The sequence below is a fragment of the Cedecea davisae genome, from assembly GCF_044095835.1.
GTDB lineage: Bacteria > Pseudomonadota > Gammaproteobacteria > Enterobacterales > Enterobacteriaceae > Cedecea > Cedecea davisae.
On sequence record NZ_CP172054.1, the window covers coordinates 3,696,822 to 3,709,065 of the forward strand.

The 12,244-nt window shown below is 45.8% G+C and carries 8 protein-coding genes and 1 other RNA gene; 3 read left to right on the forward strand and 6 right to left on the reverse strand.

Going from position 1 to position 12,244, the window contains the following annotated elements:
* Positions 1–33 precede the first annotated feature (33 nt).
* Positions 34–921 (forward strand): DMT family transporter, encoded by an 888-nt coding sequence (locus tag ACG1VR_RS17745; RefSeq protein WP_395489444.1) that lies wholly within the window; start codon positions 34–36, stop codon positions 919–921.
* Between the two features lie 47 nt (positions 922–968).
* Here the strand turns inward: ACG1VR_RS17745 and ACG1VR_RS17750 are convergent, their stop codons facing one another.
* The 3 genes from ACG1VR_RS17750 to ffs form a co-directional block, all read right to left on the reverse strand.
* Entirely contained in the window at positions 969–4,400 is a 3,432-nt protein-coding gene (locus ACG1VR_RS17750) for an ADP-ribosyltransferase (protein ID WP_395489445.1), read from the reverse strand.
* Between the two features lie 83 nt (positions 4,401–4,483).
* Positions 4,484–7,609: a hypothetical protein gene (locus ACG1VR_RS17755; RefSeq protein WP_395489446.1), complete on the reverse strand. Its 3,126-nt coding sequence runs from the start codon at positions 7,607–7,609 to the stop codon at positions 4,484–4,486.
* Between the two features lie 449 nt (positions 7,610–8,058).
* An RNA gene (gene ffs, locus ACG1VR_RS17760) (signal recognition particle sRNA small type) lies at positions 8,059–8,155 on the reverse strand.
* A gap of 171 nt (positions 8,156–8,326) precedes the next feature.
* On the opposite strand from ffs, the gene ACG1VR_RS17765 reads away from it, so the two are divergent.
* Positions 8,327–8,641, forward strand: a complete 315-nt coding sequence (locus ACG1VR_RS17765) for an MGMT family protein (RefSeq protein WP_016535210.1) — start codon at positions 8,327–8,329, stop codon at positions 8,639–8,641.
* A gap of 40 nt (positions 8,642–8,681) precedes the next feature.
* Here ACG1VR_RS17765 and ACG1VR_RS17770 read toward each other — a convergent pair whose 3' ends face one another.
* On the reverse strand, positions 8,682–9,248 hold the full coding sequence (locus tag ACG1VR_RS17770; RefSeq protein WP_395489447.1) for a YbaY family lipoprotein: 567 nt from the start codon (positions 9,246–9,248) through the stop codon (positions 8,682–8,684).
* 201 nt (positions 9,249–9,449) lie between these two features.
* Here ACG1VR_RS17770 and tesB point away from each other — a divergent pair, with 201 nt between their 5' ends.
* Positions 9,450–10,310, forward strand: a complete 861-nt coding sequence (tesB, locus tag ACG1VR_RS17775) for an acyl-CoA thioesterase II (protein WP_016535208.1) — start codon at positions 9,450–9,452, stop codon at positions 10,308–10,310.
* Between the two features lie 56 nt (positions 10,311–10,366).
* Here the strand turns inward: tesB and amtB are convergent, their stop codons facing one another.
* Together amtB and glnK are read right to left on the reverse strand one after the other, a co-directional pair.
* A complete protein-coding gene (gene amtB / locus ACG1VR_RS17780) occupies positions 10,367–11,662 on the reverse strand; it encodes an ammonium transporter AmtB (RefSeq protein ID WP_039899120.1) in 1,296 nt (431 codons plus the stop codon).
* 31 nt (positions 11,663–11,693) lie between these two features.
* Positions 11,694–12,032 carry a P-II family nitrogen regulator gene (gene glnK / locus ACG1VR_RS17785; protein ID WP_002891893.1) on the reverse strand — a complete coding sequence of 113 codons (339 nt, stop codon included), beginning with the start codon at positions 12,030–12,032 and terminating at the stop codon, positions 11,694–11,696.
* Positions 12,033–12,244: the final 212 nt, after the last annotated feature.

Below are 12,244 nucleotides of genomic sequence, written 5' to 3' on the forward strand. Positions count from 1 at the left end.
GCAAAATAAAGCTCTTTATTCAGGAGAGCAAAAATGATCAGCGAAATAAAAACCGGCAGCCTGCAAATGATTGCCGCGATGCTCATCTCCGGCACCATCGGCGCTTTAGTGGTGCTTTCCGGGCAGCCTATCGCCAACGTGGTGTTCTGGCGCTGCGTATTTGCGGCCATAACGTTGTTTGTTCTGGGCGTTGTGGGTGGAAGCTGGCGTAGCCACCTTTCTCGTAGAGTCGTGATTATCGCCGCGCTTGGCGGCGTAGCTCTGGTCGTGAACTGGATGCTGCTTTTCGCCGCCTATTCCCGCACGTCTATTGGCCTCGCCACCGTCCTTTATAATACGCAGCCGCTGATGCTGGTGGGTATGGGCGTGTTTATTCTTAAAGAGAAAGTTAGCTACAGCAAGTGGTTCTGGCTGGGTATTTCATTTGCCGGCATGCTGCTGGTGCTCTCCAGCGGCCTGAGCCATAACGGCAGCACCGGCTGGTTATTGGGCGTGATTATGGCTCTGGGAGCCGCCTTTTTTTACGCTCTCACGGCCCTGATTACCCGTCAGCTAAAAGGCGTCCCGCCCCAGCAAATTGCGCTGGTTCAGGTAGCCGTGGGGATGCTTGCGCTGTTGCCCGTGGTCGATTTCCAGCAAAGTATGACATATGGCAGTTGGGGCATTGTGGTGATGCTGGGCGTTGTCCATACCGGCATTATGTATCAGCTTCTGTACGGAGCAATTCAAAAGCTGCCCACCTCAATCACCGCTTCGCTCTCTTTTATTTACCCCATTGTTGCAATCATCGTGGACAGATTTACCTTTAATCACAGCATGAGCCCGATTCAGTTTGTCGGCGGCGCAATGATCCTGCTGGCGGCTGCGGGAATTAATCTGGGATGGGGAGAAAAAGTGTGGAAAAAAGCGGCCTGTGAATAACACAGGCCATTTATAATTTAATAAAATGCCTCGCCAATTGTGTTCTATTACTCATCGATATAAATTATAGAGTCCTTTTCAGCCTGGCTTAATGAGGGTACGTCAACCTGACCTAATGAAGGCATATCAATCTCTTCCAGAAGAAGAGATTTATCATTAATATCTGTCACTCTGAAAAACCTGTTATTCTCAATCAACACTTCTTTTTCACTGAATTTCAAAGTATACCGGCCAATAGAATGCCCGCTATTCTTTAATTCAATTGAATACATAATAGGAACGCGATTTCCTCGACCTCTATTAATAAATTTTTCCGCCACAGGAAAATCCACTGATGTTGATAAAAATCCATGGCTAGAAACCAGGCTGTTTTTTTTCAATCGGTTAAAATTACGGGGATTTATGCTTCCACCGCGATAAACACGCCCCTCATAGGGCGGTATTTTTTTTAATGCTGATTTAATATCCCTTATCGCTTCAAATGCTAATTCCAGATAATCTTCAGCTCTACCTTTCCCCATCCCCATCTCCACCATGAGGCCATTAACAGCAGAATGACTGTATTCTCCATATGCACGTAGTGATAACATTTCCCTCTCGGTCAGTATTTCGGGAGCCCTATCTTTTACTTTCAAGCCATGACTTTTTTGTGCTTCCCACTTAACTGGCGCAGATTTTGAACCCTTTCCTCCCATACCCTCAGTTTGTATCTTCTTAATCCTTTCCGCCAGTGAAACAGGAACCGGCTCAAGCTTATTAGATTTGGTAATAAAGTATTTTCTACCAAACCTTTCACCGGTTTCCTCATCAAAACGCACATATATTTTCAGCCCAGACCTTTCACCAACAGGAACAACCGGAACCAAGATTTCTGTGCCGGGCAGTAAAGCCATGATAGTTTTTTCTGGCAAAGCTACAGCTTGTTTATAACCCGCTTCCAAAGCAGCAACTTTTACCACCGCGCCGGTTATTTTTTTATCACTTCGCATGAATTTTAAAATATTCTGAGTTAACGCCTTGCTGCCCCTTGCCGCCAGTTCAAATCCAGGATCAAGAGCACCGATCATGCTTTTCCCGAGTGCAGTGACTTCAGCTTTAGTCGGCAATCCTGCTGCTGCAAGATTTATCACTCTTCCTGTTTTAGCCCCCATTTTTGCAGCATTAAAACCTATGATACCCGCTTTAGCTGTTTTAACACCCAGACGTGTTGCTTGCCCAACAACTGGAATAAGTGAAACACCATCTATAATACATGCCGGAACAGCATCCTCAAGGTTATGATTAATACTACTTTCAACACAGGTATAAAAAGGAATAAAACCTTGTATATAAGACCATATTACCTGAGCATTAGACTTATCATTACCCAATTCATAAAGAGAATTGTAAACATTTAATCTATTTTTCTCACTCAATGTCTCAGCAATATCTTCAAAAGCATTTCCGCTTAATGATATTTCATTCTCCCCTTTCTTCGTCCAGACAAAATGCGCATAAACATGGCGATCTATAATTTTATAGTTATGATATTTTGCAATATTAAAATCAACTCTTATAAAGAGATCGTCGGGGTTATCTGCATTACCACGCCTCAAAGCATATATCCTTTCCTCTTCATTCAATTTAACTGAAATAAGTTCACATTTGATTTCCTGATAAGCATGAAATGATTTACTTTTAGGATCAAAACCTTTCAATTTTATCGGAAAGATGTTCGCTGCTGGTGAGGTAATAAAATCACTATCGCTTTTCGGCAATTTATTAAGCGCATTAATAAGAAGTAGCTTATCTAATTCCTTGAAGCTATTAGAAAAACTCTCAGTCTGTTTTTGATACTCTTCTGACAAACTGTCCGGTGCCGTCGGACAAGGCTTAGATGAACCATTCAGATAATCCTCTTTTAAAAAATAATCTTTATTTTCTCCACTAATTTCAATAGGTTGATGGTAAAAGAGTCCGGGAAAATATATTTTTTGGGTGACAGGGCATTCAGATATAATTTTTTCTGCCAGTCCCCCTTTACTCAGCCAGGAGTCTGCCGCCGCTAGTGTTTTTTCATATTGTTCTTTAACCGCCTGGCGATACTTAATATATTCATTTATGGAAATAAGAGCCAGCATCTCATTTCGGTATTTTGAACTAAACCAAATTGAGTTAACATAATACTGTACAGGGGTTTTAAATAAAGAAGCCTCGTTTATTGAAATACCTTCAGTGACGGCTACATCCCACATCGCCACTCCGACATTCATCGCTTCGTCAGGAGTATAATCCTTAACGGAATTTGCCTCCAGATAACGCATACCGGTATAAAGATTGGCAAAATCATTTCCCCTGATATCCAACTTTGTTACCGATTCGTCGCTGAACTTCAGGAACGGCATCTCTTCTTTCAGCAGGCAGGTCCACACCGTGCGCAACGCCGACAATTGCGCTTCGGGTATACCTTCAGTTCTAAAAACTTTGTCTATGGATAATAATCCCGGAAGGGTACTCACGGAACAATCGACTGAAAACTCCCCTTCGTATAATTTATCAAAAACATAATACTCGGGAAGCATTCCCAACATATTATAAAAAAACCATCGGCGAATCGCTAATTTAGCCTGTGCAATAGAGACCCCTTCCCCGCTCTCCCCCCCGTACCGCTCTGATTCGGCCAAAATATTTATAGCCAATTTTTCTATGACTTCAACATTGTCCGTTATGCCATTCTTCTCATCAAATAAATAGTCGGCTACTGCCAGCAACTGCTCTTCTTTGCTTTCCATTCTTTCAATTGCAGGAACAACTGACTTTGATTTATTAGAGACGACTAAATCTATACTTTCAGAAATATTCTCAGTTGTTATCACCGATTGAAAGTTAATTGTTGATGATAATCCTGCCTGATTCATAAAGTATGAGGGAATACTCTGTGCTGAATTATTATTCAGGTAATAAGAAAAAGGGATGCTATCATTGACGAAACTCCATTTATCATCTTCATTAACAGAGCCTTCCATTGGATATGGAAAATCATAAAAGTTATTTACTCCATGATCAAAGCTAAATTTATCGGCAAGTGCTTCAATATTATTATCCACGCCATCGCCTATCAAATTCTCACTGACAAGTTCTAAATTACAAATGACATTATCGTTATCAGAAATGATGATTTCATCATTACTACCAGCATCCAAAACACCGTTACTGACATAGCTTTGAACATCACGCTCCAGGCGGATGAATTGGCATACATTTCGATTATCAATTTTATTTTTAATAGCATATATTCTTTCAACATCATTTACCCAGACGGAAATGATATCAACATCATTCCTTTTCGTATAAATATGTTTACCTTTGCCAGACTCCGGGTTATCTATTTCGATATTAACATCAGCCCGATATATTTTAGCCTGCGGTGATGAGATAAATTCACGATCTTCAACAGGCAGACCACCAAACGCAGAAAAAATAAGATGTTTATCAATCACCTGGAATTTACGTATAACATTGAAAGTCGATGAAAAATCATCGCTTTCTGTTTTTTTACTCTGTACATCATCAAACCATAGTTTTAAAGAGGATAAATAATCATCGTATTTATTATATTCTCTTCTGTTTCCTTTATTGTAGCCCGGTAATTGACATACTCATTAATAGCCAGGAATTTATAAAATTTATTCCTATTGTTTAACTTAGGGTTTCCAGACTCAATAAATATTAGCGCAGGCATTTTAAATAGATTATTTCTACCCACTACCCAGCGTTCTTTATCAGCGACACCCCAAAGCATTTCGCCTACTTTCATTGCCTCATCGGCGGTGTAATCCTGAAGTGAATGACTCTCCAGGAATTGAGTTCCTGCATAGAGATTAGAGAATCGGAAATCCCAAAGATTTATATTTTTAACTGAGTTTTTATCTAATTTTAAAAGAGGTAATTTCTCCATCAGTAGAGCGTGCCACACGCTATGTACTGACGTTAATTGCTGCTCTGAGAAGCCATCTTTAATGAAGAAGTTAAATAGATGAAGCAAGTCTGAAATATCACCAACCGTGTACCCCTGCGGCCGCCTGCCTCTGCTCATTGTATCTAATATAAAATCGTCCGGTTGTGTTCCCATAAGTGTGTCAAAATACCACAGGCGGATGATTGATTTGGCTTGTACGACAGATATTTCTTCTAAATCCTTCCCCTTAAATAACTCTGAATTATCAAAAATTTCTCTTGCTAATAAAAGAATGCGTCCTTCATCTTTCGTGATACCATTTTCCCCATCAAATAAATAACCAGATATTGCAGTAATCTGTTGCTCTATATCCATGATTTTTTTATTTAGAAAACCATCAGAAACTAAATTCCTCAGTTCCTCTTTCGCTGAGCTGGAGAGAGCGGGATCCAATTTATCCAGTGTTAACTCAGGGGTAATGTCTACTATGCCAGAAGAGGCTATTATATTTGCCAGTTCAACTGTCATTGGCAGCCCTGCTCGAGTTCGGCAAGATGGTGCACGGTCGACAGATTTAGATTCAAGCCCAGCTTGTATATAATTATAGAAAGGGATTTTTTTCTTAACCACACTGGAGAATTCATCCCTCCTTACCGGAGACACAGCGGAAGGATCTAAATATATATGCATATTCATTTTGTGAGTCGCTGACAAGTGATTGATGAAAATATCACCCCCATTACTTCCATGCTCCCCTTGAACGATATCCTCTCTGGTATTTATAACGTAGCTGAAGGTATCATCACCGCAGGTAATTGTATTATTATCAGCGGAGAGAAAATCATCTATGTGATAATCCAGTATTCCGCTTTCAATATATCTCCTGATATCCCTATCCACACGAATAAAATGATAGCCTGGTTGGTCATTTTTTTTCTTTTCCAGAGCATATATTCTTTCTTCTTCACCCAGTCTGACAGATATCAGGTCAACATCATCTTCTCTCAGCGAAATATTATTAATATGGGTTCTGCCACTTACTGCCGCTCCGGACTCTTTCGCACGCATTATAATCGACATAGGATGAATGCTTATTTGAGAAGAGGAAATATATTCACGCTCTTTTTCTGGCAATTCACCAAATGCGGCAAGGATAAGAATTTCATCGAGTTTTTCAAACTTTTCGGTCACGCTGTGGGCAAGACTCCAGTACTCATCGGGTAAATCCTCAGGTAATTTTATATACGAATTATTTTTACTACTCAGAGACTCAAAACTATTATTCTGCATCGCATCATTTGCAACTAATAATTCTATAGAGGATGAATATTCATTATATTTTTTTTCGATATGTTTATTTATTTCATTAACAACATTCATGCCATGAATGTATTTTTCTAAAGCGTCAGGTTTCTTTCCATCTTTCTCAATATTCTCATCGGAAAAATATTTATTATCTGAAAGGAGGTAAGGTATTTTTAATAAATCTACTTGCTCATTTAAAGTGCTATTCCTGGATGCTATATAATTAATTACTTGCCCCATTTCCATCGCTTCTTCAGGTGAGTAGCTTTGAAAACCATCAAGAGCTTTAGTGCCTACATAAAGGTCAAAAAAATCATCTTCTCTGACTTTCAAACCCGCTACTGAGTAATCCAACACCCTTAATAAGGGTATCTCTTTGATCAAAAAAATACGCCAAAGATTATTGAGTGACTTCACCTGTGATTGAGTCAGGCTATCCAGCGTTAAGTATTTCGTTAAATGCAGAAAAGATGGGATCTGGCCAACCACATAATCGTGAGGTTGCACCTTATTGATTATGACATCCAGAACGCATTCTTCAGCTTGCGATCCCAGCGTATTATAGAAAAACCACTGGCGGACAATTAATTCTGCTTTCGCTAATGCATTCACTTGCCCTTTTACCCCGGCAAACAAACCAGAAGCACTCTGAATACTCCTGGCAAGTAAGATAAGTCTTTCTTTATTAATGCTATCTTTTCCATCTAATAAATATTCAGCGACGGTAACAAGCAATTCTTCTTTACTCATTTTACCATCATCCAGAATACCAGCAGGTAGTTCTGGGCTGGCTGTAGTTCCAGTGGCAGGATGCGGCAGGTGTCTTCTGATATGTCTTGGTTTGCTTTTTGTACTGCCGTCGGATTGTAGGGTCGTGAATACTCCAGCTGGTGTAGCCTCACTTCTGTTATACACATTCACCGGGTTAAGCGACGGTTCCGTGGAAGAGTTTTGCGCTGTATTTTCCGCCCGCTCGCCGGGACTACTTCTGCCTGCATAATATTTATATCCCGCTCCGCCCAGGGTGCCTATGCCGGTAAGAATACCGGCCCCAACCAGGAGACGTTGAAACATCCCTCCATTCCATGCTCGCGGTACAGGCTGCTCATCACGGGAACGGAGCAGTGATTCAGCTTGCGAACGCAAAGCCTCACCTCCGGTAATCACCTCTGCCAGCGGGATCCCCACGCCATCATCTTCCATTTCTACATTTGTCTGCCCGCTGCGCTGCACCAGCAAATTATTCAGCGTTCCGAAGGCTTTCCCGGTAAAACTTTTATTACCCGAACCAGAGGGCTTATCTTTACTGTTATTAACATTTTTTATTTTTGAGGTAAGCGGAGAGGTTTCCTTCTTGTCTGGAGAGGCATCATCATTGTTGTTATCTCTGATGTAAATTGGTAGGGATGGTATATGGCGAGAATTTTCCTGAACATTAGCGGGCATTATTTCACTCCTGTGATTTAATTCTGCATTTATTTATGCAGCCCTATCTAAATCATTTAATAGCAGGACTAATACAATAAAACGCTTATAGCATTACATTACGACGTGAGGTACAGACGATAAATATCCCGGACAGGAGCGTTACCCTTTTCTTATTTCATGGCATATAACCACAGGCTATTCTATATTTATTTGTTTACTAAAGAATATATCATGAGGACAGTAAGAATGCCGTGCAGAGCTTAAGTAGCCGAACCTGACATGCCGGAAGAGATAAAAACGATAGCAATACTTTATTACTCAACCCGTTAATACAACTCCCATTGGAAGATTGAGATTAGAGAGCAAGCGATCCAGGCGGAATAATGGCTAACCAGAGATAATCGTTGTTTGAGCAGGAGATGGACTTCGATGATGAGGATCTTGCCGTTGGCAGAATTGGGTGGGGGCCCTGCCAGCTACATCCCGGCACACGCGTCACCTGCTGCGGCTGCTTCCTTCCGGATCTGACCGAGTTCACAAGTTAGCGTTGCGGGAGAACCAACAGGGCCCCCATTGAGAGCGTTGTTATCCAACGCGCTGGCGCATTATCCACATTGGCCCCGGCAATTGCAAGCCAGCGCCGGTCAGGTGTTGGTTTATTGCGCATCCGCGGTTTAACTTGGTGCTTTCGTCGCCGCCGATTATCCTTATTAGCGATTTTGTCAGGAGCAAACGATGGATAATCACGATTCCTTCCCCCAGCGGGTTTACCAGATTGTCGCTGCCATTCCAGAAGGTTACGTCACGACCTATGGCGAAATTGCGTCGCTAGCCGGGTCACCGCGCGCGGCTCGTCAGGTGGGAGGTGTGTTGAAGCGCCTGCCGGAAGGCAGCCGTTTACCCTGGCACAGGGTGGTTAACCGCCAGGGCATAATTTCCCTGACCGGGCCAGACTTACAGCGTCAGCGCCAGGCGCTGCTCTCGGAAGGCGTGATGGTCTCTGGTGACGGGCATATTGATATGGTGCGTTACCGCTGGCGCTATGAGTAGCCGGGCGCAAAAAAAAACGCCTCCGAAGAGGCGTTCATGATTAGTAGCCGGTTGGCGCAGGTACCGCCGAAGAAGGGGTGACCTGAGTCGGGGAGGTGGACGGTACGCTTGTAGCCGCCCCACCGCCCTGCTGCAGCGGGATTTCGGTATTCTGTACCGGCACCAGCGTCAGGTCGGCCTTGGTCCCACCCTCGTTAATCACCGGCTGGAAGGTATCGGTGATAAACATCAGTTTGCCGTTAACGGTTATCGCCGCGCTCAGCAAGATACGGGCTTTAGGCTGAATATCGGCCGGGTTGAACGGGATCACGAAGCTGTATGGAGGCTGTTTACCTTCGGTACGGGTAACCTTCTGCGCAATGACTTTAGAAGGCGCATCGGCCAGAGAGGCGTCGGACACCGTTACCGTCAGCACGGCATCCGGCGGCAGAGCAACTTTCTGACGGATCCATGCCGTACCGGAAACATTAGGCATTGCGATGTTGGCCTGCTGTGAAGCGCTTGCTGAGGCACCCGGCGCTGGCGTAGGGACATCAGCGCTCTTTTGAGCACAGCCCGCAACAGCAACCGCAACGGCCAAACCACTTAACATATGCACAAGTTTCATTGATTTTTTCTCCTTATTATCAATGTAGCGCCGGGGAGTTAACCCCGTTGAAAAACACGCTTAACCCCCTAAGTGTGGCACAGATCACTGAATTCTGCGCAAAACCAGGAATCTTCCCAGTTCCGGCTCGCCTGATACAAGGTTTACGGGCATGTTATAATCATCACAATTTGCCACATCCCCCGTTATTGAGGACATTTTATGAGTCAGGCGCTCAGCAATTTATTGGCGTTACTTAACCTGGAAAAAATTGAAGAGGGATTGTTCCGCGGGCAAAGCGAGGATTTAGGGCTACGCCAGGTTTTTGGCGGCCAGGTGGTAGGCCAGGCGCTTTATGCCGCGAAAGAAACCGTGCCTGAAGATCGCCTGGTTCACTCGTTCCATAGCTACTTTTTGCGTCCGGGCGATAGCCAAAAACCTATCGTTTATGATGTAGAAACCCTGCGCGACGGCAACAGCTTCAGCGCGCGCCGCATTGCAGCAGTGCAAAACGGCAAGCCGATTTTCTATATGACGGCCTCTTTCCAGGCGCCGGAGTCCGGCTTTGAACATCAAAAGCCGATGCCGCCTGCACGCTCACCGGACGGCCTGCCGTCCGAAACGGAAATAGCCCGCTCGCTGGAGAAATTTCTGCCGCCCCACGCTAAAGATAAGTTCTTGTGCGAGAAACCGCTGGAAATTCGCCCGGTGGTGTTCCATAACCCGCTGAAAGGCCATGTAGACAAACCGACCCGCCAGGTCTGGATCCGCGCCAATGGCCAGATGCCGCAGGACCTGCGCGTTCATCAGTATTTACTGGGTTATGCCTCTGATTTTAACTTCCTGCCGGTCGCCCTACAGCCGCACGGCGTGGGCTTCCTGGAGCCGGGTATGCAGGTTGCCACTATCGATCATTCAATGTGGTTCCACCGTCCGTTCGACATGAACGAATGGTTGCTCTACAGCGTGGAAAGCACCTCTGCCTCCAGCGCTCGTGGCTTCGTACGCGGTGAGTTTTACACTCAGGATGGTGTACTGGTGGCTTCGACGGTTCAGGAAGGGGTAATGCGCAATCGCGGGTAGTTGACGGTTAAGCAAAAAACCTCGCCCGCAATCTCTGCGGGCGAGGGTATATCTGATTAGTTGTTGTAAGCGTTTTCGCCGTGGCTGTTCACATCCAGGCCTTCGCGCTCTTGCTCTTCCGGGACACGCAGGCCTACGGTCAGGTCGGCAATCTTGAAGGCAATGAAAGCGACTACGCCGGACCAAACGATGGTAATAGCAATGCTTTCCAGCTGAACCAGAAGCTGATGCCCCATGGTCACGCCTTCCGCATAACCCACGCCGCCCAGAGAAGTCGCCGCGAAGATGCCGGTCATGATGCAGCCGATGATGCCGCATACGCCATGCACGCCGAACACGTCACAAGGGTCATCAACGTTGAGCCATTTTTTCAGGATGGTTACGCCCCACAGACCCGCCAGGCCGGTGACCAGGCCAATCAGCAGCGCGCCGCCAACGCCGACATAACCACAGGCCGGAGTGATGCCTACCAGCCCCGCGATAGCGCCGGAACAAGCCCCCAGCAGAGAAGGTTTACCGCGCAGCGCCCACTCGCCGAATACCCAGGAGAGGATAGCTCCCGCCGTTGCAATCACGGTGTTAACGAATGCCAGAGCGGCGATTTCGTTAGCGGCGCTTGCAGAACCGGCGTTAAAGCCAAACCAGCCGAAGTAAAGGATCGCAGTGCCAATAAACACCATCGGCAGGTTGTGCGGTTTAAATGCCTCTTTGCCGAAGCCAACGCGTTTACCTACCAGGTAAGCCCCAACCAGACCGGCAACCGCGGCGTTAATGTGCACTACGGTGCCGCCGGCAAAGTCCAGCGCGCCGTGCGTTGCCAGGATACCGCCGCCCCAGACCATGTGCGCAATCGGCACGTAGGAGAGCGTCAGCCATACCGCAGCAAAGATAACCACCGCAGAGAAGCGGACGCGCTCGGACAGTGAGCCAACGACCAGCCCCACGGTGATACAGGCGAAGGAGCCCTGGAACGCGACGTGGATATACTGATAGAAGGTGCCCATTAAGGCTTTCAGCGGAATGTTTTTCAGCATCACCCAGTCAAAGTTGCCGAAGAAGTTATTCCCGGTGCCGAATGCCAGGCTATAGCCGTAAAGAACCCACAGCACGCATACCAGCGCGAAGGTCACGGAGATTTGCGTCAGCATCGACAGCACGTTCTTGGAACGGATCAGGCCGCCGTAAAACAGCGCCAGGCCCGGGATGGTCATAAACAGTACCAGCGCGGTGCTGATCATCATAAAAGCGTTATCGGCTTTGTCCGCAACGGCAGGCGCCGCATCCGCAGCCAGGGCGAGAGAAGGCAGAAGCGCCAGCCCGCCGAAACCAAGAAGTGAAGCTAATTTTTTCATTTTTCCCATCCCAATCAAGGCTTGCCAGCAGTTACAGAGCGGCTTCGTCGGCTTCGCCGGTGCGAATACGAATAACGCGTTGCAGTTCTGCAACGAAGATTTTGCCATCACCGATCTTGCCGGTGTAGGCGGCTTTGCTGATAACGTCGATGACTTCATCGAGCTGATCGTCAGCAATAGCGACATCAATTTTTACTTTAGGCAGGAAGTTGACGCTGTACTCGGCGCCGCGGTATAGCTCCGCATGACCTTTCTGGCGACCGAAGCCTTTAACCTCGGTAACGGTCAGCCCCTGAATGCCGATTGAAGAGAGCGCTTCACGCACGTCTTCAAGCTTGAACGGTTTGATTACCACGGTTACCAGCTTCATAAATTCTCTCCACTCAGAATTAGGTTGTTACCTGCACACAAAGAGCAAAGCAAAGCCCATGCCAGGAATAAAAATCGCGCTTTTTTCAGCAAATTTTCAGGTTTCTGGCGGTATTCAGAGGGGGTGGATTCAGGAAGGAAAAGAGACGAGAGAATCGCAAAAAGAAAAAACGCACCACTGCGGTGCAGGATGCGTTTTTCTTTTGCACCAAC

Coding starts and splice junctions, on each gene's coding strand:
- ACG1VR_RS17745 (WP_395489444.1), top strand. CDS start 34: ATGATCAGCGAAATAAAAACCGGCAGCCTGCAAATGATTGCCGCGATG.
- glnK (WP_002891893.1), bottom strand. CDS start 12,032: ATGAAGCTGGTAACCGTGGTAATCAAACCGTTCAAGCTTGAAGACGTG.
- ACG1VR_RS17755 (WP_395489446.1), bottom strand. CDS start 7,609: ATGCCCGCTAATGTTCAGGAAAATTCTCGCCATATACCATCCCTACCA.
- ACG1VR_RS17770 (WP_395489447.1), bottom strand. CDS start 9,248: ATGAAACTTGTGCATATGTTAAGTGGTTTGGCCGTTGCGGTTGCTGTT.
- amtB (WP_039899120.1), bottom strand. CDS start 11,662: ATGAAAAAATTAGCTTCACTTCTTGGTTTCGGCGGGCTGGCGCTTCTG.
- ACG1VR_RS17765 (WP_016535210.1), top strand. CDS start 8,327: ATGGATAATCACGATTCCTTCCCCCAGCGGGTTTACCAGATTGTCGCT.
- tesB (WP_016535208.1), top strand. CDS start 9,450: ATGAGTCAGGCGCTCAGCAATTTATTGGCGTTACTTAACCTGGAAAAA.